The sequence below is a fragment of the Marinobacter sp. 3-2 genome, from assembly GCF_003751355.1.
In the GTDB taxonomy this organism is placed as follows: domain Bacteria; phylum Pseudomonadota; class Gammaproteobacteria; order Pseudomonadales; family Oleiphilaceae; genus Marinobacter; species Marinobacter adhaerens.
In genome coordinates this window covers 1-25,155 of the sequence record NZ_RJUQ01000004.1, presented here as the reverse complement: position 1 = coordinate 25,155, position 25,155 = coordinate 1, and the positions used below count along the sequence as shown (strand labels likewise).

At 52.6% G+C, this 25,155-nt stretch carries 20 protein-coding genes; 12 read left to right on the top strand and 8 right to left on the bottom strand.

The genetic code is table 11. The annotated features are described in order from the left end of the window. Nucleotides 1-1,141 precede the first annotated feature (1,141 nt). The 3 genes from EDB94_RS01630 (at nt 1,142) to EDB94_RS01620 (ending at nt 5,656) form a co-directional block, all read left to right on the top strand. Nucleotides 1,142-4,024: a UvrD-helicase domain-containing protein gene (locus EDB94_RS01630; RefSeq protein WP_108019921.1), complete on the top strand. Its 2,883-nt coding sequence runs from the start codon at nt 1,142-1,144 to the stop codon at nt 4,022-4,024. A 65-nt stretch (nt 4,025-4,089) separates the two neighbouring features. Continuing rightward, nucleotides 4,090-4,809 carry an HNH endonuclease family protein gene (locus tag EDB94_RS01625; protein WP_108019923.1) on the top strand — a complete coding sequence of 240 codons (720 nt, stop codon included), beginning with the start codon at nt 4,090-4,092 and terminating at the stop codon, nt 4,807-4,809. Nucleotides 4,810-4,945: 136 nt separating this feature from the next. Beyond that, nucleotides 4,946-5,656, top strand: coding sequence for a hypothetical protein (locus EDB94_RS01620; RefSeq protein WP_108019919.1), 711 nt, complete (start codon nt 4,946-4,948; stop codon nt 5,654-5,656). 46 nt (nt 5,657-5,702) lie between these two features. On the opposite strand, the gene EDB94_RS01615 is transcribed toward EDB94_RS01620, so the two are convergent. The 7 genes from EDB94_RS01615 to EDB94_RS20585 form a co-directional block, all read right to left on the bottom strand. Then, nucleotides 5,703-6,461: a hypothetical protein gene (locus tag EDB94_RS01615; RefSeq protein ID WP_108019917.1), complete on the bottom strand. Its 759-nt coding sequence runs from the start codon at nt 6,459-6,461 to the stop codon at nt 5,703-5,705. A 23-nt stretch (nt 6,462-6,484) separates the two neighbouring features. Next, nucleotides 6,485-6,781, bottom strand: coding sequence for a DUF4258 domain-containing protein (locus EDB94_RS01610; protein WP_181259089.1), 297 nt, complete (start codon nt 6,779-6,781; stop codon nt 6,485-6,487). Beyond that, on the bottom strand, nt 6,778-7,446 hold the full coding sequence (locus EDB94_RS01605; RefSeq protein ID WP_108019913.1) for a hypothetical protein: 669 nt from the start codon (nt 7,444-7,446) through the stop codon (nt 6,778-6,780). Before EDB94_RS01605 ends, EDB94_RS01610 begins: the two co-directional genes overlap by 4 nt. Nucleotides 7,447-8,003: 557 nt before the next feature. Then, complete coding sequence (locus EDB94_RS01600) at nt 8,004-8,624, bottom strand: hypothetical protein (protein WP_108019911.1); 621 nt, start codon at nt 8,622-8,624, stop codon at nt 8,004-8,006. 3,029 nt (nt 8,625-11,653) lie between these two features. Beyond that, entirely contained in the window at nt 11,654-12,637 is a 984-nt protein-coding gene (locus tag EDB94_RS01590; RefSeq protein WP_108019907.1) for an ATP-binding protein, read from the bottom strand. Continuing rightward, a complete protein-coding gene (locus tag EDB94_RS01585; RefSeq protein ID WP_108019905.1) occupies nt 12,634-14,550 on the bottom strand; it encodes a hypothetical protein in 1,917 nt (638 codons plus the stop codon). The genes EDB94_RS01590 and EDB94_RS01585 overlap by 4 nt, the downstream gene beginning before the upstream one ends. After that, the gene (locus EDB94_RS20585) at nt 14,547-15,368 is read right to left on the bottom strand and encodes a hypothetical protein (RefSeq protein WP_146162235.1); all 822 of its coding nucleotides are present in this window, start codon (nt 15,366-15,368) and stop codon (nt 14,547-14,549) included. Before EDB94_RS20585 ends, EDB94_RS01585 begins: the two co-directional genes overlap by 4 nt. A 382-nt stretch (nt 15,369-15,750) precedes the next feature. Here EDB94_RS20585 and EDB94_RS01570 point away from each other — a divergent pair, with 382 nt between their 5' ends. The 9 genes from EDB94_RS01570 (at nt 15,751) to EDB94_RS01530 (ending at nt 23,941) form a co-directional block, all read left to right on the top strand. Further along, complete coding sequence (locus tag EDB94_RS01570) at nt 15,751-16,407, top strand: site-specific integrase (protein WP_260312495.1); 657 nt, start codon at nt 15,751-15,753, stop codon at nt 16,405-16,407. Between the two features lie 114 nt (nt 16,408-16,521). Continuing rightward, nucleotides 16,522-16,746, top strand: coding sequence for a DUF2188 domain-containing protein (locus tag EDB94_RS01565; RefSeq protein WP_108019897.1), 225 nt, complete (start codon nt 16,522-16,524; stop codon nt 16,744-16,746). 64 nt (nt 16,747-16,810) lie between these two features. After that, on the top strand, nt 16,811-17,764 hold the full coding sequence (locus EDB94_RS01560) for a zinc dependent phospholipase C family protein (RefSeq protein WP_104272162.1): 954 nt from the start codon (nt 16,811-16,813) through the stop codon (nt 17,762-17,764). After that, entirely contained in the window at nt 17,764-18,183 is a 420-nt protein-coding gene (locus EDB94_RS01555; protein WP_104272158.1) for a hypothetical protein, read from the top strand. Before EDB94_RS01560 ends, EDB94_RS01555 begins: the two co-directional genes overlap by 1 nt. A gap of 84 nt (nt 18,184-18,267) precedes the next feature. Beyond that, nucleotides 18,268-18,891: a hypothetical protein gene (locus tag EDB94_RS01550; protein WP_108019895.1), complete on the top strand. Its 624-nt coding sequence runs from the start codon at nt 18,268-18,270 to the stop codon at nt 18,889-18,891. Between the two features lie 19 nt (nt 18,892-18,910). Then, a complete protein-coding gene (locus EDB94_RS01545; protein WP_104272154.1) occupies nt 18,911-20,080 on the top strand; it encodes a metallohydrolase in 1,170 nt (389 codons plus the stop codon). Further along, nucleotides 20,070-22,394 carry a ThiF family adenylyltransferase gene (locus EDB94_RS01540; RefSeq protein ID WP_158254296.1) on the top strand — a complete coding sequence of 775 codons (2,325 nt, stop codon included), beginning with the start codon at nt 20,070-20,072 and terminating at the stop codon, nt 22,392-22,394. Before EDB94_RS01545 ends, EDB94_RS01540 begins: the two co-directional genes overlap by 11 nt. A 311-nt stretch (nt 22,395-22,705) precedes the next feature. Next, nucleotides 22,706-23,173, top strand: a complete 468-nt coding sequence (locus tag EDB94_RS01535; protein WP_108019893.1) for a hypothetical protein — start codon at nt 22,706-22,708, stop codon at nt 23,171-23,173. 84 nt (nt 23,174-23,257) lie between these two features. Further along, nucleotides 23,258-23,941: a hypothetical protein gene (locus EDB94_RS01530; protein ID WP_108019891.1), complete on the top strand. Its 684-nt coding sequence runs from the start codon at nt 23,258-23,260 to the stop codon at nt 23,939-23,941. A 102-nt stretch (nt 23,942-24,043) separates the two neighbouring features. Here the strand turns inward: EDB94_RS01530 and EDB94_RS20580 are convergent, their stop codons facing one another. After that, entirely contained in the window at nt 24,044-24,352 is a 309-nt protein-coding gene (locus EDB94_RS20580) for a hypothetical protein (protein WP_146162234.1), read from the bottom strand. Nucleotides 24,353-25,155 lie beyond the last annotated feature (803 nt).

Here is a 25,155-nt window from a genome sequence, read left to right as displayed (position 1 = left end):
CCTCATAAACACAACGGCGGATTGCCGCCGAATGTGGCAGAACAGGCCTACTGGAAAGCTCAAAAGACGGTGGCCTAAAACACTTGACCACTACATAGACCTTTTAAAAACGAAATGGTTTGATCGCCTGACATGCCTTTCTCCGGATCCTGAAAATTTTTGATGATAGTGAGTAAGAGCCGGGACAGGCTCAACTCGTTATAGGTCTTTTAATCATTCTCTTTCCGTTCATCGAAGTCTTTCAGCTCGGCAATCAGTGAATTAGCCCGCTCAGTATCGTCGTCTGCAAGAGCTCTATTGATTTGCTCTTTAATCTGAGATTTTCTGTAGACTTTTTTTGCCTCGTTCTTGACCTTAAGTGAATCTACTTCCCTCTGTACTCTCCACTCGTGCGTCGACTGATGGGTTCTACCCCATCTCCACGGACGGTTTCAACACGGCGGACAACTGCTGATCCTGAATGGCAAATCTACGTCGCGAAAAATTCATCTTTCCGAAGAATAATCTAAGCGATGGTAGTGGTCGTGCTGGTGGCACGTGCACGAATTGCGGAGTTCGTTGGGACGTAAATGGTGTCAGATCTCTCCCTGACCAGTCACACCACTTTGCAGGTGTCGCGCTCGCCAGGCATCCTTGCCGGCTGTAGGCCTCGATCTCCCTGATCAAACGGCCCAATCAAATTGTCTCTTTTTGTGCGTTAGCGGATAAGCGTATTCAGCTGAAAAGGGGGTGAGACTTTTCCTACAAGAGTCCAAAGTTGGACGTGTTTTGTCCCTTCGAAACGGTAAACACGAAATAGTTTAAACATCCCCGTTATAGTTGCAGTAATGATTGAAGTTTTCCGCTCGTCGGTGTTTTTCAGATCTTCCAGTGAATCGCAGAGTGTCCGTCGTTGGGCGAACAATCAAGGATTCCGCTAGTTGTCGACTATTGGTCAGGTTCTAAGTGGCAGCACTGAGGAGCCGACGCCTTATATCCTGAAAAAGCCGACCAACAAAGGACCAACCTGGTAAAAAAGATCGGATCTGCTTGATTTATAATGTGAAATCAATGATGTTTTGACTCAACTGTTGGCTGGCATTCAAACCGATCAGACTCTGGAAGCTTTCCAGACAACAGGAACATCATTAAGGGATTTTCAATGAGTGTGTTTCGCCAGCCATGGTTTCTTCGGCTTTTTGCTATTCCACCATTAGTGTGCACCATTTCCGATAAAGGTCTCTTTCTAGACCAAAAGAACGGGCCAAGCCGGCTGATTAAGTGGGGACAGTTTTCGTCAGGTCCGGTTAGGCGAGGCGGGCTGTTTTTCTCACGCATCGACTTCACTGTAGAGGGGAGGAACGAGAGCATTACCTGGCTTGGCAAGTCCACGAGCCGGGATTTGCGCGAACATCTATACCGTCGCTTGATAGATGTCCACGGAGCGCGAGCAAAGGCTTCGCTCTCCCAAGTTGCCTCATTGGTAGATAAATCAGGTTATCTTAGAACCAGCCAAGCGCAAGCAATCGCACAGTTTGCTAGTTCGCAAAAACAGCGATTAATCCTTCCTCCGAGCGATGTTGAGCTGACCAAAGACAACATTCAGCCTTTTGAAGAGCTTCAACAATGGGCAGAGTCCGATCCCGCCCTCATTGAGCAAATCAGAAATGATTTTCTAGCCGCAGAGCTAAATCGATTTAAAGACTTGTTCGACGCGGTTGAATCAAATCCGCTCACGGGCAAGCAGCGAGAGGCCTGTGTAATCGACGAGGATAATAACCTGGTGCTTGCGGGGGCCGGGACTGGGAAAACCAGCACAATGATCGGGCGAGCAGCCTACCTCCTGAAAAGTCGTCGTGCGGAAGACTCCGATATTCTGATGCTGGCATTCGGGCGCAAAGCGGCTGACGAAATGCAGGATCGGATCGCTGACAAAATACCGGGGGCGAGTGTGAAAGCGACGACCTTTCACTCGTTAGGCTTAACGATCATTGGCCAAGTCGAAGGCGCGAAGCCCAAGATGCACCCGTTGGCAGAAGACGACGCTGCACTCGCCAAAGCCGTGGATAATTGGCTCAAAGAACTGTTGGAGGACTCCGAATACCAGGAGAAAGCAATCCAGTACTTCTCAGCTTACTTGTATCCAGCGAAAAACTGTTTTGATTTTTCGTCTGAGGGCGAGTACTTCGAATACATCCGAGCTAATAACATTGTCACTCTGAAAAGTGAGAACGTGAAAAGCCTCGAAGAGGCTTTCATTGCCAATTGGCTGTTTCGAATGGGTGTCGTGTATCAGTATGAGGCTCCATACAAGGCCGCTGACACTCGAACAGTCGATTTTCGTGCTTATCTGCCGGACTTTTATCTACCTGATTACGATGTCTATATCGAGCATTTCGGCGTCGATCGCGAGGGCGGTACGGCCCCTTTCATTGATGCTGCTAAGTATCAGGAGGGCATAAAGTGGAAGCGTGATCTTCATAGAACATACGAGACGACGCTTGTCGAAACGTTCTCCTATGAACAGAGAGAAGGGTGCCTCATCAGTGAGCTGGAGAAAAAACTGACTGCGCTCGGAGTAAAGTTCGTTCCTTTACCGAATGAGGCGATTCTCGAAACTCTTAAAGAGAAAGGAGTAATTTCAGAATTCTCGCAACTCCTTAGTCAGTTACTAGGCGCATTTAAAGGCAGTCACGAGACGTGGGAACAGGTTAAGGAAAGAGCCAGTCGTGTCGAGAATCCCGGTCAGTTCCATGCCGCGATGGACCTACTAAAGCCAATTGTCGACCGATATAAAGCACTGCTCGAAGAGGACGAGAGCATCGATTTCAACGACATGATCGGCAGAGCGATTGACTATGTCGAGTCCGGACGCTTTAAGCCATCGTGGCGCTATATAATGGTTGACGAGTTTCAGGATATTTCGCGGCCTCGAGCAAGACTGGTAAAGGTATTACGGGATCGCACAAAAAATTGCTCGGTGTTCTGTGTCGGCGATGATTGGCAAGCCATCTACCGTTTTACGGGTAGCGACGTAACTCTCACTACGGGGTTTCAGAAGGAGTTTGGACCAACCAAGACGACCTCGCTGGACAAGACCTTCCGTTTCAACAACCAGATTTGTGATGTCGCCTCAAAGTTTGTGATGAAGAACCCGGCTCAAGTAAAAAAGCGTCTCACAACTCACAGCGTTGTTTCCCAACCCGCCGTTTCGATTATGCGGAGAAAGCCGCAAGATCGGCAGCAATATGCTGAGTTAGATGAGGTCCTTCAAGCGATCTCAGACAGGATCAGTGAAAAGGCAACGGTTTACATCCTCGGACGGTTTTGGTTCCGGTTACCTGATCAGGTCGTATTGCGAGATTTTCAGAGGAAGTATCCAAAGCTGAAGATTGAAAGGCTGACGTTTCATGCGTCAAAAGGCAAGGAAGCTGACTATGTTGTCGTGATGGGCCTGGAAGTAGGACGGCACGGTTTCCCGTCGACAAAAGAAACACACCCATTGTTGGACGCTCTGTTGGCACCCGAGGAGCCTTTTAAGTTCGCAGAGGAGCGTCGGCTTTTTTACGTTGCGTTGACCCGCGCTCGACATCGAGTCTATCTGATCACCGATATGAGTGTTGCATCAGATTTTCCCAAGGAACTCATCAACCAGAACTACCAGGTGGAGTTGGATGAGTTTAGAACAGACCTGAACCAACTGCACGCTGATGAACTCTCTTGTCCGGTCTGCGGATCGGGGACAATGGTCCCCAGGCAGGGTAGCTCCGCTGGTTTCTATGGCTGCTCTAACTATCCGCTGTGCACAAACACGGATCCTGGTTGTCCCTCATGCGGTGGGCCAATGAAGCAAACACGTGGTTTTAAAATCTGTGTTAACGATACTTGTGGGGCATGGGTGCCACTGTGTTCAGAATGCGGTGCTCCAATGAAGAAACGAAAAGGGCCGTATGGGGAGTTTTGGGGGTGTAGCAATTATCGAAAGACGCCCCCCAGCTGCTCAAACAAGTTGAACCGGGTTACTCCGCCGCACGGATTTCACTGATTTTGAAATTTGGACGGAATGAAAGAATAAGTGAGGACGTTTTGCTGTACCGAAGTAAGGACACCATGTCATGTATTCTTGGTTTACTACTCGTTGTATCTGCCAGTGTTGCTTACGCAACGTCATTTATAAAAAAATCCAATTCGGGAATTTGCCATCCACCTGAGAGTAGTTGGTATGACCGAACCGAAGACTATGAAGCGTTTGATTCTATAGCAGCCTGCATTGAGAGCGGCGGCCGCCTACCGAAAGCCATGTCGCTCTCACTTCATGCATCCACGCGCCATGAAGAGACCGGCAATCGGTCTCAACCAAGCTACGAGAGGGAGCGTTTTGGAGCGGGTTGGGCAGATGTAGATGGGGACTGTCAGGAGAGTCGCGCCGAAGCCTTAATTGAGACGTCCTCTACCCCTGTTCGCTTCAGCGACTCAAGACGTTGCCGAGTTATTGCCGGGCGATGGGTCAGCCCCTTCACGGGTCAGGTCATTCAAAATTCAGCTGACATCGATATCGATCATGTCGTGCCGCTTCGCTGGGCTTGGGAACATGGTGCGGCCCTTTGGACACAAGAAAAACGAGAAAAATTCGCAAATGATCCCAGAAATCTGTGGCCTGTCGAGTTGAGCCTTAATCGGAGTAAAGGGGCAAGAGGGCCCGACGATTGGTTACCACCTTCAGGGCAGTGTCTTTACACAGCCAGGTTTGTTCGTATCGTGAGGATTTTCGAGTTAAACCTGAACGAGGCTGAGCAATCGGCGTTTCAATCAATTCTGGAAAGGTGCTAGCCAAGACACGGATATTCAAAGAAACCCATCTAAAAACAATAGGGTAGAAGGGTAGACCAAGTGCAAGATCATGTGCAGTATGTACTTCCATGATCGAAATTAATCCGTAAATTTTTAATACTACGATGGGTGAACGATGAGGTCTTTAGCTGTTCTGATTTCGCTGTTTGTCATTTCTGGCTGCACGACGGCCGTGAAGATGGGTGAACGACCACCCAGCAGTATTGAAAATGTTGATGTGAAGAACTACGTGCTCGATGAACCGACGACGGCGTATGTTGGAGACCCGGTAGTAGTTCGCAAATCCTATAAAGCCGTTGTGCGGAAAGATTTGTACAAGGCAAATAACGACTTCCTGCTCCAGGGTGGGTTGGCGTCAACTTCGTTGCACCTAGATGCGGCGGCAGGCGATAAGTTTCGAGTCGCTGGCACGAATGAACTGGGGCATCCCGTTTTGAGGATTCCAGGCACCATCTTTATGTTTGGGGTGGACAAGAATCGCCAATGGGATCAGACGGTGATGTCGCCGAGCTTCTGGACGTCGCCGGTTGGCAGCGGCAATCAGTACACGATGAGCCCAGCAGACACGACGTTCACGCCTGTGGAATCTCGAACCCCAGTCTCTGAGGCAGGCTATTTAAATCACGAACTTGTGTTCACTGGCGTCGGTTCCAATGGCCTCAGCTTGCTCTACCGCGAATACACTTTTGAGGACATGGCCCGCTCCGCCTTCAAGCAAGAATTGGTATACCCGAAGGACACCGATGAGATCAGATTCCGCTCTTATCGGCTCGAAGTGATTTCAGTGTCGCCATCTGAGCTGAAGTACATTGTAAGGTCAGACTAACGTTTTGAGCGCGCACTCGGCTCTGAGATGACTCCTGCGCTGCAAATCATATAGGCAACCGCGCCACTTGGGATAGAACGTTGGTTCTCCGTGCATCCCAAGTGCACGCATTCGTGGTCTTCGAAAGAGCTTCCTTGGATTTTGTCTGACAGAAATAGGCGATACGCTCCGCGTTGGCGCCAGAAGGATGTGGGAAGCCGAACAGCACCTGTTCCTGCCTGAGTTGCCCCTTGGCTATCAGCCTCTTGAACGCTTCATCTACTCCCTTGCCAAACGGGATGTACACGGCGGAGTTTGGAAGTTGGGTAATGTCCTCGGACATCATTCTCTGACACTGCTCCCAGAGGTAGGCGTTCCTGACGATATCAGGCCCACCCGAGAAATCTTTCCCGCCCTTCAGAACGGGGTATCTCAGGGCGGACATGTAATGCGCTAGGTGACTTTGCTCGCTGAATAACGCTGAGCAACTTTCGATGCCCAAATAACGATCTAAGCCGACGAAATCGAACATCTTGATCATATTATTCCGCATTTGTCCGGCAAAGCTTGCTGCGCCCTTTGCAATGGGAAGAATGTCGGCGATTGGAAGGCCTTGCTGGAAACCGGATTGCGCCGCTTTCAAGGCAATGAGCGCTTGGCTTTGCCCCGGGGTGATGCCGCACAGTACCACTCGAGCCTTGGTGTTGATGTATTCAAAAGGCGCATAAATGGTCGTGAATTGACCCGACTCGGATATTTTCAGTGTGTCGGGCAAGCCGTTGGCAAAGTCTGCTTGTTCGATGTTTGATCTGTAGGTATGGAGCATAAAAAAATCCTTTTTGCTTGGAGTCACTGGTTGTGTCTGATTCGCTTGTTCTGCCAGCCGGCGGTCACCAGGGATCCGTCATCGCCGACCACCAAGAACATATCCTGTTCCCTATTCAGGATTCGCATCAGGTTTTTAAGCTCTTTCATCAAGGCCTTCCGCTGGCGCTTGGTAAGTTTCACCAACGAGGCGCCGCCTTTTTGTTCATACACTTCTCCGTATTTGAGCGCCATGTCAATCGCCGAGTCGGTGAGCCCGCGCTGAATTGCACGTTCCTCACAGTGTTTGGTCATATGAAAAGTCGCGCTGATAGTCTTCATAGGAACACCCATGAGTCGAGGACAGAGAAAAGTTCTTGACGAGCTGCTTGTTCCTCCGGGAGCTTGGTGGCCTTATACCCGCGTCGTCCGGCCAACCATCGGTCTGCTTCTTCAGCTTTTATGATGCTGAGACCATCGATCTTGCTCGACTCGAGTGGGGTGGTGCTCGAAGGAGCCGCTGCATTACGGATGCTCAATTCCTTCATCCGTGCCAGCAAGGCGATTTCCTGAATTGTAAGAACTTCCGAATCACCATTAAGACGAAACCTATCGAGACGGACTCGAGCGGCAACCGCATTTATGATTGCGATTACCCCTAGTGAAGGTCCCACATCGAAGTCCTGATAAATTTCGATGTGCTTGTTGATGTCGGAAACACCAATGAAAGATTCAAGGAACCGTTCCACCCGGATGGACGGATGAAACTGCTCGATCATTGTCAGGCTGCCGTTGAATCCATATTCGTAAAGGCCTTGGATGGCTTTGCGGTTGAACCTTGCGTTGCTGAAGGTGCCGTCGAGGAAAGCGCCGATGCGGTCTTCGACTTCAGACAGCTCACGATCGACCGCTTCATAAGTTAGCTTCGTCGCAAGTTTGTCGAAGTCTTTGCGCATTCCATGGGGGATGGCCAAATGACCCCACTTTGTTTCACGTTGTTTTTCCATTGGTTTGCCTATGATTGGTTTGGGTTACAAATGCATCATATATCATCTATGTGATGCATGCAACACCAAAATACATCATATTATCGTGTGCTTAAAAGGGACGGTTTTGGCCAGTTGCGGGTTCCGACGGGGGATCTGTGTCTCTCGTGCGATCCCGAATGACAAAAGAATGCCTTCTGCAGTTAGATTTTCTTGAACAGGGTTTTGGTGGGGGTTGTTCTTGCTCGGATTCATGGCCGGTGGAACCGACCATAATTTTTCCAATTTGGGCTGGAACTAGTAAGGGGCGGGGGGTACGGTGACGGTTGATGTGGTTTTCATATTTTGGTCCCTCTAGTCTCGCCACGCCATAGACGCCTTCGCTAATGCATAAAGCACCTATCTGGCATAGACCCCTGGCCAAACGGTCATCTAACAAATTACAAAGTGTGCAAGATCAAATAGCAACGAATATCCGGTAGCGGCGAAGGTTTACCAATAGTGCTCTCAGACCAGAGGCGTCGCTGGTTGGCACGTAGCTTTCCTCTGGGAGCTTTGCTCTAACTTTGCAGGGGACGTTAATCCTTCATCAGGACATTAACCAGGTCCAGCACTAGCGTTGGAGTATGACCCCGCACAAGCCACTCCCGAGGACTGATTCTCTGCTCCTCTTCTTCCAAGTCCTGGTGCGGTCTGAGCATGAAACGAGATAACGCCAACGGACTCATGGAGGACGCAAAACTTAATAGGCTTTCTAAATGTGGCACTATGCCGGACTTGGTAAATTGCCAGCTGGGCAAGACAAGGCGATTATCTGCTAGTTGAATCCCGTGCAAGCGTGGAGGAACACAGTATATCTCTCTCTTTATGGCAGCTTCCGACATGCCCAGGCGTTTCGACGCAGCCTTCGTGTCGTAGGCCTCATCAATGAGACTTCGGCTTTCGCTCACAAGTTCATGGAGGCGGAACCGGGCGACGGCTGGGTTGAGGCCCCTGATGTCTAAATCCGCTCCACCCGCGCGCAAAACGTCTCGCTCATCGGATGACAGAGGAGAACTTGTCGTCGGACCACTTTTCACGGGCACCCAATCACCGTTGAGGCCAGCGGCTTTCAGAAGCTGGGAAAGATAGACTCTTGAGACGCCGAGGTCGATCATCAGGTCAACGTCGGCTTTGGTTGGGAGTGGTTTTGTGGCCATCGGTTGGACCCCTTTAATGTCTATCTTTGGTTTGGCCATCTACGTAGGCGTTAATTACGGAACCGGGTTCGGAATACCCAAGTTCTCGAGCAATAGCCGGGACCGCTTGCAAGCTTGAATCTGTCAGCTTGCGGGTTGTGCCTGTGTGTCGAAGGACATTGGATCTCGTTGACATCTCTCGAAGCGATGCGGCTAAGTCCAAAAGCTTTGAATGTTCAGTTTGCTCACAATCTGGATGGTGTGCCTCTGTTTCCAGCCTATCAGCGACCCGACAGAAAGCCTGTTCAACCAAGCGTGTTATTTGTCGACGACGCAATGGTTTCCCTGCTCGACTGGTTAATAAAGGAATGCCTTCTCGGGGCGAAGGCAGCGGACTGAGCTTCCGGTAACAGCGATACCGGCGAAGGAAGGGAAAGTAATCATCTGGGATGGCGATTTCTCGGTAGACATCCGCTCTTCCCGTAACGCAGAAAAACCACTGGCCGTTACGGTGGGTGGGCTGTTTGATGCAACTTCCGAAAGTAGGAACACGATCCTCCCCGCCAGCGACCGGCCAAACGGCGAGCTCGCTCACGTGCAACTGCAGTTTTTCCATCGTGACCACGATAAACAATTCTCGCTCAATGACCGGGTTATCGTTGGCTAGGGACATAAGGGTTGTCAGAAACACAGACCAATCGTCGCTGGTTAATGCCTGATCCTTGCCAGGGGCTCTCTTTAAGAATCCCGGGTTGAGCCGCCTGCCATTCGAACGGAGCGTTGCCATTGGGTTCTGTGACAAGATTCCTCGCATCACTAGCCAGCAACAAATGGTGTGGAGTGAGGCACAGGTTACGTCGAAAGTACCCGGAGTCATGCAATAGGTCGTGGATTCCGGAGACGGACTGCTACGGCACGTGGAGTTTTGACGATGAACGAACGGCCGCCACGCCGGATTGGCTTCGAAGGCAATGCCATTCCATCGGAAGGCCCAGGCGTTATGGGAAGCAATCCATCCGATCGGTGGATCTTGGCGCCAACGTAGATAACGGGTGAGGATTTCTGGGTTTATCTGGCTTAACGACACGGTCTCGACAAGCCACAAGTATAGCAAGAGCCGCTGGCTCTCGGTTCGGTATAGGTTGAAGGTGCCTTTGACCCGTTGATAGCCGGAGAGAAACTCGTGAATCCATTGGTGCTCCCGCATTGCGGTTTCTATCGTCAGGCCTTCAATGAAACGCACGAGAGTTGGGTAGCGTAGAACCCGACGTTGATCGTCACATCGTCTGGCAGCGTCAAAGAGTGGATGGGGTACCAAAGCGGTTTCACGGGCAGGCATGGTCTAGTCTCCTATCAATAACCCATCATTGACGAAAAAGTGCCCCGTGGTGCTGTCAACCAGCACGGATGACGGACGGAAGTGAATGGCACCGCATCGAGGGCTCACAAGAACCTCCGGCTCGTCGGAGCATGTACAACGGACGCATTCGAATAACGTTGGAGCGAATCCCCCGGCCAGTCCCAGTGGTGCGTCGTCCAGCTGAAAAACGATGCTCGCCCGCAGTGCATGGACGGCGCGGCACTATAAATAAACGCATCCACGTCCTTAAGCTTCACAGCACGAGGGTCTGGGTCAGCGGACCAGAGACGGGGAGTAGCCCCTTCTTTTTCACCGTGACACCGGTTTACAGAGTCCCTGATTGCCTGGGCAAGTTGGAGTTCTTGCAGCGGTGTCTTGAACCAGTACATCAGATCAAGCCCTCGATGGGTTAACTGGTAGTCAATTAATCGAGAGGCAAATTGGGGGAAAACCGTTCGGTAACGCGAGTGGTATTGCGTCATTGAAAAGTCTGCAGGGGCCTCCACCAACTTGTCGTGGACACTGGTTACCAGGCTCATGAGCTCCAAGAACAGGAAATCCGTGGCTCGCAGGTAGAACCAACGATCGAGACTCGGGGTCGGCCGAAACAGACGGCCGTCGTTACTTTCGATGAACACCTGCTCCGGTGTCTGCGAGAAACTCGAATAACGTCCTATACGACAAATTTCATGGTGTCCTGGCGTCGCAACCTGCCCGGGCGCGAAGTATTTCATCGTAACAGCCTGGCACCACAGGCTGAACGCAAGACACAGCAAACAGACCGTTCCGTCGGCGCCGAAGTCTTCTGGGCGAGTATTTCGAAAGTCACACCAACTGAGTCGGTGCGGTTGAGGGATGTGACTCCGGTGCCAGAACGCAAGACGACGGAGGGCGAGGCAGAGCAGTGTCCTACTAAGATGAGTAACCGTCACGCCGTGCAAACGCTGTGGGGGGGTGGATCGAATCAACGCCGACCCAAGCGTCGGGGGTGTCCAGGGATGAACCTTGGCCAGTCTTGTTCTAATGGGCTCCTTGACTGTTTTCACCTCGAGCGACTGTAAATTTCGGTCCCACCGTCCATGCCGTTTGGCGGATTCAAACGACAGCAACAAGGGATCTGAAAGCGCTGGCACCGTAAATCGGGACCGTTCTGCATCACTGGTCCATGCGATGGTGGCTCGAAGGTCGCAAATGCTCACATAGTCTCGGGCATTCTGGGCCTCCCAGCACTCTTGAACCCGTCGATTCAGCCACCGTAATCGTCGGTACGTTTTAGCGGGCAACTGAGCCCGTCCGCGTTGGTCGATTGGCAACAGGCCACACACCTCGCATGACGGCGTTCGCATTGTGAGCGGGCGGTCCCAAGGTAGTCCACACTGGGGGCAGCGATTCGTGAATTGGATGTGATGAATGGGGCATCGTTGGAGGCTTGGTAGCTCATAGAGAAGCGGATGAAAGAGGTGTTTCGCACAACTCGGGCATTGCCTCGGTCCTTGCCAATAAACAGCTTGCTCCCAAGGATCGCCGGTCCCTTCGCCTTGCTGTAACCGGAAGTGGTGTCGAATCATACTGAGGCTACAGGCTGGATTAGCATTCAGGCGTCGACGGCCACGCGAGTAGGCACTCTCCAGAGGGTGGGCAAAAGCCCACCCTTCGTTGAATTTCTTCAGGCTCCAATCGTTCCTCATCATCACTTACTCTGTCTTAAGAACCAGTCCACAAAGTCATCGGCTACATGGGTCATCAATATTGCTTCGCGCAGGAGGTCATCTTCTATGTCTCGCCAGCCGTATCGTGGTAGCAGGTCGGTCAGCAATACGTTCAAGGTCCCCACTGCATACTCCATGCCCCAGGAGTCCAGGCTGTACTCGCGCGCAATGAGGGCGTATACCCGCCACAGGTCCTTGGCCAGGCTTTTAAATCGCCAACCGGCATCGGTAGCATCTGGCAGGAAGGCGGCGGTGTAGGTTGGTCCTTCCGCCGGGAAGCGAAGGGTGTCGTACTGGCCCATGATAAATGCCAACTCCTCCCGATTGAGAAGACCGTAATACTCAATGAGGCGCTTGCAAAAGCGGCCACGGATTCGCTTGTGTTGTTTGCCGGTCATCTCGCGGAGCAACACGCACGCTTCTTCTTTGTTACCCACGAAAACAACGACTAACGAACGAGCCTGTTTTCTACCCGGGCGAGGTGGGCCGTCCAGCATATTAAAGAACTCAGCAAACGCGTTGAATTGCCTAGGCTTCAGATGATCAAACTCATCGACGATCAGGATCGACGTTCGGACATCGGCCTCCACCTGCAAGTCGCAAATGTAAGTGTGCAACTGCTTTGAGAGCTGATCGGCACGGGCATTCGCGGTTATCGCAAGCTCCGAATCAATGCAGGCTCGCCGAGGGACTTCGGCGATGGTTTTTTGATCCCGGTCCACCATTGACATGTAAGTTACCGGAACGATCTTCCCATCCCGCAATCGGAGCTGGTCCGTGAGTGATTGCATGGCCCAGCTTTTGCCGACGCGCGGCTCACCTACGATGAATCCCCCGGTAGTGCCTTGCCACAGCCATTCGGTCAACGTCGTGACCAGATTTAAGTAAGCCGGTGTTTCAAATTGAACGGCTTTTATCGCCAAGAGCGGGTGATCGGCAAGGGGAGGTCGTTTGCGGTCATTCATGGCTTGGCTCCCGGGTTGAGGCTGATGGACCAGTACCGCTTGCGTGGCGGTACCATGGTTCTTCGGGCTGCTTTGGTGCTTGGCCCCTTGGCCGGGAGCGGCTTGTGATCCTCGGGGTCGGTATTCTGCGCCGATTTGGGCCACAGGGAGGTCGGTAGCCCGAAGCCGCTGATGAACTCCTGATAGGTGCTCAGGAATCGCGCCAAGGCGGTGGGACTTCGGGCTTGCTCCCGCTGCCGATAGAGGTGCTCAGTCAACGGGTCCAGGCTGCGCCGGATTAGCGCCCGTTGGCGTTGAAACAGGTAGCGCCGGGTTCCTATGCCATGGGCGAACGACTGCCATGTTCCGGGACAGCGCACGGGACCGAGGGGTTGACCATTGCATCGGAAAACCTCCAGTTCGCGAATATCGCGACGGTCGTAACGAACGACGACCTTCTTCTCGCCCGGAGGGACGGCGAGCAAGCCAGGGCCCTTGTACTTCAAATACTCAAAGTTGATGTAAGGTTTGCGCTCGGGGTTGGCCTGATCGTGGAGCGTGACGGTTTTGACCTGGCTGAACGGATTCCATTGGGCCCGGATGTCATCGTCCACAGCGACACCGAACACCCGATCTGCCTGAAAGCGCATCGCCGATAACGGCGTTGCCGTGGCCAGATTCGGCCTCGGGCGGTTATTGGCTTCGGCGAGGGTGACGTAGAGTTCTTCTTCGAAAACCGGCAAAGACACCACGGGCTGTCCCTTCCGATTTTTAGCCGATTCACGTTTGGGGTCGGTCACACTGGAGCCGGTGGTGGACGCCAGTCGATGGGTGAATTGCTGATTAACGCGGTTGAAAGCCTGCTCAATGGCTCTGCGCACGGTGGGGGAGCCGGGACGCCCATAGCTCAGCGTGGCGCCCAGCTCTTGGGTGACGAAGACCTCGACGCTACTGGCGTGATGCATCCAGGCGTTGTCCAGCGCAATCTCACGGGGTAGCGGTAAGGGCAGGCTGGTCTGTGTGTTTGGGAAGCCACTTTCCGGCGACACGGTCAGCCCGGGCGTGCTCAGTTGCCGCTTCGCGCCGCGGTGAAGGCATTCCTGAAGCAAACCGAGCAGGTGGTCCTGCGTAGGATGCTTGGTCAACGCCAACCGAAAGCCCAGGATGCAGTCCGTCGCCACATCAATAGCCGCGAGCAGTGTCAGTCGAGGCAGTCTCATGGGCGGCAGTTGTTCCCCGATGGAAATCTCAATCCCCACGGCCGACTGCTGGCAGTCAATGATCTGTTCGTCGATTTCAATGCGGTCATAGAGCTGCAAGGCCGGAGCCGGACCAGGAAGGGCTTTGAAGGCGGTGCGGTGGGTCTTGGCCGCCTGGCAAAGCAGCGTCCAACGGGCGTGCAGATCCCGGCGTACCGATTCGTAGGCCAGCGAATCGGTTGTGTAGGGATAGCGGTCCAGAGGCCAATTGGCTTGCGCCAACAGATGCTTGAACAACGCATGGTAGCTCCCCGGGGAAGGCACCTCGGCCCAGCGCGAATCTTTCAGCCGATCCAATAGCATGCCATCCAGTCCCGCTCGCAGCCCGGGAACGTCCTGCAGTAGACGGGCAAACTGACCCCGTTCCGGGCGATCGGGATGGTGCGTATTTAATACCTGATGGGGCACTAAGCCCCGGAGCAACGACGGGGGTGCGTTTACCGGCCCCCCGAGGCAGCGATCCAGCAATTGCGTCACGCGGCCGGGGCTCACCCCGTGGAACGTAGCGACCTCGGACAGGGGAGAGCCCGCGAGGACCGATTTGACGATGCGTTGATTGCGCAAGAACGCTTTGCGCTCCTTTTTCGGGATCACCCCGGGGTCCAGCGGCGGCCATGCGGAAAACTCGGCTAATCGAGGGCATTGGCGAAGGCGTTCGCGCCAGGTCAGGTTCATGGCAGCACCTCCGTGTCGAAACTTAAACGATGGTCGGTCATGTCCGCCTTGAGTTTGCCTTGATGCAAGAGACGGAATAGGGCGATTTCTTGAACTCGGGTGGCGGAACGATCCGTCGCCAAGACCCAATCGCCGATGCGTCCCCCTCCGGCCCGAAACACCTGATCGAGGATCGCCTGTTCGTCAACCCACGTGTCGACGTCCCGATGGAGAACGAGCATCTGTACGATCGTGAGCCAGTTACAGGCTTCGATACGCCGCGCGAGAACCGCTTCGTTCGCCAGGACCGAAAAGTGCATGTGGTGATCCCGAAAAAACGCCTCCAGGGTTCTTCGCTTCTGAGGATCGAATTTCGCCCTCGGTTTCAGCTCCACCACGTCCACACGATGGTCACGAACCACATAGCAGTCGGGTTTGTAGTGTTCTTTGCCGATCTTGAGGACAAACGGCTGTGGCACGTAGTGGGAGACCGTGGGATCGCCCTCAAGGAGAGCCGCATGAAAATACTCCGCCAGGGAATGGAACTCGCTGGGGGGCTGGTGCTTGAGCATTTGCGCGACTCGGAAATCGGCGGCCGTCCGGAAATCGCGGGCAGTGGTCTGCTGGCAGGGGGTTAGCGATCGGGCGCCAATCGTCGTCCCGAGTCTTCGTTTGCGGGGTCGCTCGGAAGACAACGGTGCTGCACTGCGGTGGTCATGGCCGGGCAACGTTGGCGTTTCGGAGGGACCTGATCGGTCATTGACAAGGAGCGCAGGCGAGGGCGAATGACCAGCCACATATGGGTTGGCCACGTTAGGCCCGTTGGATTTTGTGTGCATAAAACCAACCTATGCCGATTGTCGCCACGCCAGGGATCCCTACAATCCAGACGAAGGCGCCGAGACCGGCGTTAAGAGCATGTTTTACGCACTAAACAAGTCAATTACGCACAACTTTATTATCGCCCTAAATTCCAAATTGGTCAATATTTGATCAGGTTGACTTTAGTTGGTAGTTCGTCAACCGGCCCCCGTTTCTTGCGGTTTTCCCGTTGGTTGCCATACTTGGGAGACCGGAAGAGGGCGCCTGGCCGGGCCTGTAATTCCACCCCAAAATTGACAGAACCCCGGAGGGGAAATGTCAAAATCCATCACCAGCGCGCGGTCATTTCCGCGCCCGTCTCGAAATACGCGTTCGCTCGGCTTCCAAGAGCGTCCGCTGGTGTCATTCCCGATACAGGAAGTGACCATCGATTGGGACCGGCTCATCGACAAGCGACCGCTGCTGCTGGAGACCCTCGACACCATGCCCAAGTACCTGCTCAAGCCCGAAGTACTGACGCTATTAGAAGTCGAAACCCACCCCATGCACCGGCTGATCCTGGATCTGATGTGGTGCACCGGCGCTCGGGTCTCCGAGGTGCTGGCGATCACGCCGGCGAGCTTCATGGATGACGGCTACGACTTCGGGGTGGTCCTCAAGACGCTCAAGCAAGGGGCCGGGCGGCCGAGCAAACGCAGCCTGCAACGCTCGCCCAAGCGGTTTATCCCAATTCTGGATCGGGACTTTCAGACCCGGATACAGAGCTACCTGTGGATGGGGAAGTTTCGAAAAGACGAGCGGATCTTTCCGATTACGCGCCAGGCGGTCAGTGCCAACATTGATCGCTTAATAGAGCAGGTGGGGGGAGAGCCGCCGTTCAAGATCGGGTGCCACACCTTTCGGCACAGCTTTGCGGTGCACCTGCTGCTGCACGGACGGCCATTGAAGTTTGTGAGCCAGCTTCTGGGTCACCGTAGCGTTGAGTCCACCGAGGTCTACACCAATGTGCTGACCTTTGACGGGGCGCATTTTCTCGAAGGCGTCGACTTCCACTAAAATTTGCTAAAAACCATAAATGTGGTCATATTTTCTATTGCAACCACTATATGTTGTATTTTGTTGCGTTTTGTGTTTAAACTTTTATGTCGTCTGAATAGAGGGGTAAGCACAATGTCAGGCAAAAATCAGCACGTCGTGCAGCGCGAGAGTGGATGGGCCGTCAAGGGCGAAGGGAACACTCGGGATACCTCACATCACTCGACTCAAGCCGAAGCGGCAGAGGCGGCAAGGGAGATCGCCCGTAATCAAAAAAGCGAGGCGTTGATCCATGGCCGGGATGGGCGAATACGTGAGAGAGATTCTTACGGGAATGATCCTTTTCCACCGAAAGGTTGATTCACGTCATTCAACGGTCACTTCAGGTCATTGATGTCCAGTGCCAAAGGGTTGGAGAAATTTCATGCCAGGAGCCTACGCTCATCTAACGCTCGTTAATCTCGCCAGAGAGCCGCATCGGTTGACTGCAGCAGATATACCTCCTGACGTCGGCAGGGCCCTTATGCGAAACCTCAAATACGTGGAATTGGGTGCGGTGAGTCCCGATTTACCCTACCTCACTCTGGACCTGTTGCAGTGGCCGCCAGGCCTTGATGCGAGAGCTAAGCAGTGGGCCGATAAAATGCACTACGAGCGCACTGGCGAGGTGTTGGCTTCCGGACTCAGATTGCTGCGTGATCGCACTGGTCCTGATTGGGAAAAAGGTGTGGCTTGGCTATTTGGTTATGCGGCTCATATGGCAGCCGACCTGACCATTCATCCGGTCGTGGAACTCAAGGTCGGTCCCTACCATGCCAATCAGAAAGATCATCGACGCTGTGAGATGTACCAAGACGCCCACGTTTTTTATCGTCTTAATCTTGGTGACATCGGAGACTCGGAACATCTGGATAGCGGTATCAAAGCGTGCGTTGACGACAGCGGCTCACTGGATTGCGACATCGAAAATCTTTGGAAGCGAATATTGGCAGATGTCTACCCCGAAGGATACCAATCCAATGAACCGCAACCAGCGGATTGGCACGCCGGTTTCTCCAGTTTGTTGGATACGGTGGAGGAGGGCACACGTTTATTCGCCTGGGCCAGGCACGTTGGCGCCCACACAGGGATGAGCTACACGACGGAGGAAGACATCGACTCTACGTTTATAGAGGATCTTGAGATCCCAGGGGGGGAGCGACTGCACTATGACGCTCTATTTGATCGGGCCGTCGACAATGTCTTGAGGTTTTGGGCGCAGTTGGCAGAAGGTTTGAAACAGCCGACTGCCCCCATCTTTGCGCAACTTGGAAACTGGAATCTCGATACCGGCAAAGACACCGAAACTAAGGAGTACGTGTTTTGGGGGGTAGCCTGATGTTTCGACAGTTTAGTTGGTCTCTAATCACCGCCACGTTCCTGCTGGTCGGCTGCGCATCTCATGCAGACGACGAAGAAATGTATGTGACAGCCTCTGCGTTGACCAAGGTCAGCAGTGCTTTGGAGGCCGCAGTCTATTTTGACACCCCACCCGAAGGCCTCCAAGACCGAGAGCTACTGGAGTTTGCGACTAAGCATGACCCATCCCTCTTGGAGCCATTTGACAATTTCATCCTCAAAGCAAATTACGTTGATCGTCATGGAGTGGTTTTGGTGTGTGATGAACTCGGTAGAAAGGCTCTGATGAAAGACCTGGGATGCACCGCCAAGCTTGATAAACCGTATTGGGATTCCACCGAAGTAGTGCCATGCCGGATCAACCCGCCGTCCACAGTCAACTGCCCAGTCACCGAGTAGGTAGAAGGTAAGGAAATCCTTTTTACAGCAGCGGCTTTAATCAGTTCATGGACTTTACATGATTGTTACGGATGGGGTGCAAAAGTGGAAAAAGATCTCAAGAAACAGAACAATGCCACGATCGCCGCGCTGTTAAGCGCTGTCGTCCTCGTGTGTTTGGGGTTTCAGTTTGGCTTCAACTCCTTGCCATCATTCAAAGAGGGGCTTCTTACAGGGGTTGCTGGGGTGATTACCCTAGCGGTTCTGGTCTTTATCACCCATCTGCTCCCACACGATATAAAGCACAAACTCGTCTTCACCCGTTTCGTGAATGAGATGCCCGGAGGACGGGTTCATCGTCTCTGCAAGCGGGATTCGAGAGTGGTGTATCAAGACGTTGCATCACAATGGCCGCATATCTTTGATGAGGCGGTCGCCGCGGGTGATCGGAACTCCCTCTGGTACCGAGACATATACAAGCCTGTTCGAGATACCCATGAGGTCCGTCAATCGCACAGAAGCTTTCTCCTCTACCGCGACACCTTTTCGGGTTTGGTCGCTCTCCTGATTTTTACAATTTTGTGGGACTCCCTGGGAGACCATCAACTTCTTGGTGACATTGTCCCTGCTGTCTATGTCGTGCTCGTCATTTCATCCCTCCTGGCTCTTCTTGCCGCTCGCAATGCAGGTAACAGGCTCGTTGTAAACGCCGTTGCCGTCGCTCAATAGACGAAAGGAACTGCATTTCATGAACTCGAAGGTTACATTTTTCCCCGTTGATAATGGTGACATGACCCTGTTGCAGCTTGCGGATGATCGCCAGACCTGCCTTCTGATTGACTGTCGGATCAGGCGTTCTGCCGATGATCCGAGCGACACGACGCCTGACGTTGCCTCTGAACTTCGAAAGCGCATTAAGAAGGATGCCCGGGGGCGCCCGTTTGTTGATGCGATGCTTCTTTCTCACCCGGATGAGGACCATTGCCTTGGCCTCAGGGCGCACTTTTGGCTTGGCCCAGTTCAGGACTATCCCGACGATGACAGAGACCAGCCCCAGAAGAGGATTATCATTCGGGAGCTTTGGTCGTCCCCGATGGTTTTCAGGCGTGCGTCGAAGAAGCTGCCCCTGTGCGACGATGCTAAGGCGTTCGCCAAAGAAGCGCGCCGTCGAGTCCAGGCAAACCGCGATAGCGGATTCAATGTTCCCGATGGCGATCGGATTCTTATCCTGGGGCAAGACAAAGACGGTAAGACAGATGGCCTGGAGCAAATCCTCGTAAGGCATGGGGATGTCATTAAAGGAATTAACGGAGTTGGCCAAAACCTCCTGGAATCGCGCCTGCTTGCCCCTTTCCGAGAGCAAGACGAGGAGGTGGAGGAAGAGCTGTCTAAAAACGACTCCAGTGTTGTGATCAATTTCAGCATTCGTGAGTCCAGCTCCGGCGATTGTTTCAGCCGATTCCTGTCTGGCGGTGACTCGGGGGTATGCATCTGGGAGCGGCTCTGGCGCGAGTACACGGCTGACGACCTGAAATACGACCTCCTCCTTGCCCCTCATCACTGCTCATGGCGTTCACTTTCACACGACAGCTGGTCTGATAATGGCAACGATGCTGAGATCTCCGAGGATGCGCGTTCAGCGTTAGCGCAGGCAAATGATGATGCGTTTATTGTTTCCAGCAGCAAGCCGGTTGTTGATGACGATAACGACCCCCCCTGTATTCGGGCCAAGCGTGAGTACAGGAGTATCTTGGGGTCAACAGGTATCTTTAAGTGCACCGGGGAAGAGCCGACTCGCAAGAAGCCGGAGCCCATCGTATTTCAAGGCGCCAGGTCTGGCTTCAGGCTGGCCGTTGCCGCTGCCGCAACAGCGTCAGTCGCATCCGCCGCTCCACCGAGGGCAGGCAGTGACGACTGAATACATTGACTACGGAGAGTCGCTGGGAAAGTCGGTAACGTCGAATTTGCCTGCACCATTGCGTGACGTGGCCGACGCGTGCAGTGAGCACTCTGCTTTTGACGTTGTTGAATTCCGGCGGATTTCGTCGGATTCACATGCGCTTATTGTCGATGTTGGCGATGGGACTTTTGATGCCAAGAATCGGGTCGGAATACGCCGCTTTGAGCGCCTGGCGCTGGCTTATAACCCCGTTTTTGGTTTCCCATGGGAGGTTAGGGCGCTTCGCTCCGACTTCCCAGTGACCATGCATCAAAACCATGTAGGGCCCAATTCACCACGTTCCCTGTGCCTCTACGTTGAGCCTTGGTCATCTGTGGAGCGAGTCTGGAACCCTCACTCATTTCTGGGTCGAGTTCTCTGGTGGCTTCGGGAAACCGCCTGCGAAAACCTGCATCAAGAGGATCAACCTCTTGAGCAGCTTTTTTTCGAACCCGCGGATCGCTTTGTATTGCCGGAGGATTATTTCGAGAGACTCACCGAAACCGGCTATCGTATCGTTTTCGATCAGCGACCATTCGCCTGTCGAGGAAGATTCTTGTATCAAGCCCGGGTTGTAGATGATAGGTCGCATCCGGGTTTCCAGGATGGAAAATGGATACCAATTACGATCATCTTGCCTCCCATTACTCACGGTTGCGTAGAGGAACACCCCAAACATCTTGGGGATCTGCTTCAAAGACTCGATTCTCGAGGTGCCAGGATTTCCGGATTGCTCCGTGAGGCGATTCAGGATCTTGTTCCTGAGGGTCAAAGCTTTGACTGGCCGGCCGGCAAGACCAATAAGATACTTCTAGTGCTGGGCATCTCCCTCAAACGTGACAGCAAGACCGAGAGAACGGACGTTTACGGCTTCGCTATGGATCAACATTTTGGCCGGCTCGGTGAAGACCTTGGTGCCCTGATCCGTAGTCCCGGCGAAAACAAGTGGTTTCGTAATACTGGGATAATGGAAAAAGTCGAGCCCCTGAACGTGGATCGATTGGAAAGTTACCCTCTGACCCCTGTTGGTATCAGGCTAATGCCATCAAAGCAGGAGGTGAGGGAATACTCGGGAATAGCTGATTCACCATGCGATTTCAACGGGGTCATTTCTGGGCTCGGATCTTTGGGAAGTGCCGTTGCCTCAATCTGGGCAAGGGAAGGCTGGGGTGAATGGGAATATGTCGATCATGATGCGGTTGAGCCCCATAACCTGTCCCGTCATGTTTCCCTAGGTCCATGTGTGGGCATGGCCAAATCCGAAATGATGAGCGCCCAGGCCGCATCTATGTTCTCCCTCAAGGTGAGTGACAGCAGCGTGCCAAAAGCATACGTAAGGAGGCTCACGGAGGACCTCCAATGGCTAGAAGCCCTATTGGAGCACAAGGACATCATTGTCGATGCATCCACGACGCTAGAGGTCCCTCGGGACCTGTCCGGCATGGATAGGTCGGCTCGTTTGGCAACACTCTTCATAACTCCATCAGGCAGGTCCTCGGTTTTACTCATGGAGGATCAGTCCGGATACACACGTAGTCTGTCACTCGAGGCTCAGTATTATCGAGCCATTCTGACCAATGATTGCTGGGGCACCGATCATCTGGAAGGGAACTCGGGCTCTTTATGGGTTGGGGCCGGATGCCGGGACATCACCATGGCGATGTCCAATGAACTGGTATGGCTCCACGGATCGATACTGGCTCGCCAGCTGAGGTTGCTTTCAGACAAAGAAGAGGCCCAGATCAAGATCTGGGATTGCGATGGGCTCTCCGGGGCCGTTAGCGCTCATGACATTCAGGCCTGCAAGCCCATTTACGCGGAAGTCGGGGATTGGACTGTGTGGTGGGACGTCTCGATCGAAGATGGCATGTCCAGACTCAGAAATGACGAATTGCCCAATGAAACCGGTGGCATTTTGCTTGGTTTTGTTGACCAGAAGATCAAAACGATATCGGTCGTGCTAGCCAGGCCCGCACCAGAGGACAGCACTGCAACACCCCAAGAGTTCTTGCGCGGAACTGCCGGTGTAGAAGGAGATATCGATGAGTGTCGTCGTAGAACTGGCGGGATCGTTTCGTATCTAGGCGAATGGCATTCTCATCCGAGGGGCTGCAAATCCGATCCAAGCACTCACGATCGAAAACAGCTGGATTACCTAGAGAACGTTATGGCTCGTGATGGCAGTCCTGCAATCTCCATGATTGTCTCGGACTCAACGATCAGCGTTTCATTGGGTCAACAAACAACGACGGTTGAGTTGTCCTTTTTCACTCTTGAAGAAGGCAAAATTTAACCTTTGACTATTTCACTGTTGAGCGATTAAGACGCTTTTTAAACAAAAGCGAACGTTCGGGTCAGGGCTTTCCTCCAGAGCCTCAAAGCTAATCGCAAAAATTTCATCCAGTATAATTGGCGGAGCAAATTGTAGTTACTGAGTGACTACATGGCAGAGATGGCAATGCTCGGCTAAGCTATTGTTTTATCGCTTTATGTGCAGAGCGATTGATGGTTCAAAGTCAGTAATAAAGACGCAGTCAAATTTCTGCAATGATCAAGCGCTCTGCCTAGTTGCTGTTGAACGGAAAATCGTAAAGGGAGGTTCCCATGTTTGGCATATTCAAAGATTGGAATAAAAAGCACGAATCTGAGTTGATTAAAGAGCACCCGTACCTTGAGCAACTATACATGGGCGTAGCGCTTACAAAATTCCGAGTAAAGAACCTTAGACAAGAAAAAGATATTCCAGATTACGGATTGCGAAACCGGCAGTTGACAGCATTTTATTTGGGGGCAGTCGAAGGCGATATTAGAAAATTCCTGGACGCATCAAAAATGCCCAGCTCTTCGTTAATGCAGTTAGTGATTTTAAGTGCGGGGTTTGCGGCAATAAAAGACAAAGACGTCACAAATGACGGTGAGTGGGGAGCAATGATTAAAGGCTTTCAGGAAGCTATGGACAACGATCTCCATTGGTTCCGAAAGAGAGGGCTCGGGTACGCTGGCATTACCGGTGAAGATCCAGAAGAGAACTGGAATGTGTTTGTGAGCAAGGTGGTGGATCAAAACGTTTAACAGACAGCTGTTGTCGGACGCGCGCCCTCTGACGCTTCGGCACGCCGTAAAGCCCAGCATTAGCTGACTCTGTCATGGAGGTTTATGGATAGTTCGACGGATGAATTGACACCAGAAGAATACGAAAAGGCTTTCGACGGCAAAGAATCGCAGGCGCTGAAACAAGCTCTCGATATTCGAAAATTTGAGATAGAACTCTACTGGAAAAGGGCTACCTATTTCTGGACTTTTATTGGCGCAAGTTTGGCTGGCTTTATCGCCATACAGGCGTCGGATTTTGCCAATAAACAAGACTTGGCAATCATCTTGGCGAGCTTGGGCTTGGTGTTTTCTTTCGCTTGGTTTTGCGCAAATCGCGGTAGCAAGTTCTGGCAAGAAAACTGGGAGAAGCATGTAGATCAGCTTGAAGACAAGGTGAACGGCCCCCTATACAAAATCATACTCGCGAGAAATAAACCCGCATCTATCTGGGAAAAATTTGTCGATGTTGTTTCCGGTCCGGGTAGGATTTCCGTATCAAAAATCAATCAGCTCATTAGCTTGTATGTCTGTTTGCTTTGGATTGTGCTTCTTGGCTACTCACTACCTGAATTTGCTAGCGATAAGTCTGTTAACTGGTTTTATGTGCTAATCATAGGACTTAGCATCTGCACGTGCTTGTCGTTTTTGTGGCTCGGCAGATCCTATGGTGGAGGTTATTTCCATACCGCACAACGAAGGAAATCCCGAGTAAGGCCAGCTAACCAGTCACGTAAGTCGGACGCGTGAGCCACGCCGCCTCGTTTTTCCGCTAAACGGTGAAGTACTACTATGTCGGACACTCAAATCCAAGCAGCAATTGACAAGTATCTCCAAGCTCGGCATGAGCTATTACTGCTGGGCGAAGTACACCCTTCCCGAATAGGAGGGAACGATAACATAATCGGCCGCATAGGCGAGTTCATTGCTCTTCGCTTCCTTGAGCGTCTTGGACAAAAACCCGTAAGGGTCGAGGGTAGTTCTAACCCTGGCTTCGATTTGATCGAGGGGGCGATCCAGACACAAGTAAAAGTAATGACAGAGGAAAATCACACAGGCCGCAATGTTCGCCTGACCGAGCCCTGGACCCAGCTTGTTCTTATTGAGCTTGGCGAACACTACCGGCCAACGCGGATCGGGTTGCTCACGAGGGAGCAGCATCAGCAGTCATGCCGAGAGAACCCCACGTGGAGTGCCTCTCCATATGTCAAACGCACAATGCTTGGACCCAAAGGACTCATCGGCAGGTATGGACGCGTCTATGAAGGCAGCGAAGTCATTGTATAACCAAAGGTTGGAGTCGACGTAGCGTCGCGGCGTCAGCGCCGCGAAACCGATACGTTACCTCTCAACCTGAGTGTTCGCTTTGCGACCATAGCGACCTTAATGAACCTTCTTTTCAAGAGGTGCTTAGGTTACTTTCAGTGCAAAGGTCAGAATGCGGTCGCCTCAATTTCCTTTCGAATTTGTGCGGACACACCATGGACACAATTTGGACACAGACAAATAAAAAAGGCCTACGTTTTCACGTAAGCCTTTGAAAATAATGGCGCGCCCGATAGGATTCGAACCTATGACCTTTGCCTCCGGAGTGCACTGTACCAAGGTGCTTTAGCTAGGGGTTAATCGTTGTAATTTGAGGCGGTTCAAGCGGTTATGTTTCAAGCTTCGCCCTCGATAAAGTTCATTTAATACCGATAGTTACACGATTGAGGCCGAATCTGGGCACAGGGTTGTCCGGTTGAGATCGTCGCAAAACTACCAAAGTGACCGCTGCCCTATGCCCTCGATTTCACACTTTACTCGCGCAGATGTGCCTGAACAACTACCTGGATTTTGTCCGGTTACGGCTGCCCTAAATTGGACATGTGTAGTGGTCAAGTGTTTTAGGCCACCGTCTTTTGAGCTTTCCAGTAGGCCTGTTCTGCCACATTCGGCGGCAATCCGCCGTTGTGTTTATGAGG

Bases quoted from the DNA above. Each gene is read 5' to 3' on its own strand.
- EDB94_RS01630 (WP_108019921.1), top strand. From the start codon at position 1,142: ATGAGTGTGTTTCGCCAGCCATGGTTTCTTCGGCTTTTTGCTATTCCA.
- EDB94_RS01625 (WP_108019923.1), top strand. From the start codon at position 4,090: ATGTCATGTATTCTTGGTTTACTACTCGTTGTATCTGCCAGTGTTGCT.
- EDB94_RS01620 (WP_108019919.1), top strand. From the start codon at position 4,946: ATGAGGTCTTTAGCTGTTCTGATTTCGCTGTTTGTCATTTCTGGCTGC.
- EDB94_RS01615 (WP_108019917.1), bottom strand. From the start codon at position 6,461: ATGCTCCATACCTACAGATCAAACATCGAACAAGCAGACTTTGCCAAC.
- EDB94_RS01610 (WP_181259089.1), bottom strand. From the start codon at position 6,781: ATGAAGACTATCAGCGCGACTTTTCATATGACCAAACACTGTGAGGAA.
- EDB94_RS01605 (WP_108019913.1), bottom strand. From the start codon at position 7,446: ATGGAAAAACAACGTGAAACAAAGTGGGGTCATTTGGCCATCCCCCAT.
- EDB94_RS01600 (WP_108019911.1), bottom strand. From the start codon at position 8,624: ATGGCCACAAAACCACTCCCAACCAAAGCCGACGTTGACCTGATGATC.
- EDB94_RS01590 (WP_108019907.1), bottom strand. From the start codon at position 12,637: ATGAATGACCGCAAACGACCTCCCCTTGCCGATCACCCGCTCTTGGCG.
- EDB94_RS01585 (WP_108019905.1), bottom strand. From the start codon at position 14,550: ATGAACCTGACCTGGCGCGAACGCCTTCGCCAATGCCCTCGATTAGCC.
- EDB94_RS20585 (WP_146162235.1), bottom strand. From the start codon at position 15,368: ATGCACACAAAATCCAACGGGCCTAACGTGGCCAACCCATATGTGGCT.
- EDB94_RS01565 (WP_108019897.1), top strand. From the start codon at position 16,522: ATGTCAGGCAAAAATCAGCACGTCGTGCAGCGCGAGAGTGGATGGGCC.
- EDB94_RS01560 (WP_104272162.1), top strand. From the start codon at position 16,811: ATGCCAGGAGCCTACGCTCATCTAACGCTCGTTAATCTCGCCAGAGAG.
- EDB94_RS01555 (WP_104272158.1), top strand. From the start codon at position 17,764: ATGTTTCGACAGTTTAGTTGGTCTCTAATCACCGCCACGTTCCTGCTG.
- EDB94_RS01545 (WP_104272154.1), top strand. From the start codon at position 18,911: ATGAACTCGAAGGTTACATTTTTCCCCGTTGATAATGGTGACATGACC.
- EDB94_RS01535 (WP_108019893.1), top strand. From the start codon at position 22,706: ATGTTTGGCATATTCAAAGATTGGAATAAAAAGCACGAATCTGAGTTG.
- EDB94_RS01530 (WP_108019891.1), top strand. From the start codon at position 23,258: ATGGATAGTTCGACGGATGAATTGACACCAGAAGAATACGAAAAGGCT.
- EDB94_RS20580 (WP_146162234.1), bottom strand. From the start codon at position 24,352: ATGCTGCTCCCTCGTGAGCAACCCGATCCGCGTTGGCCGGTAGTGTTC.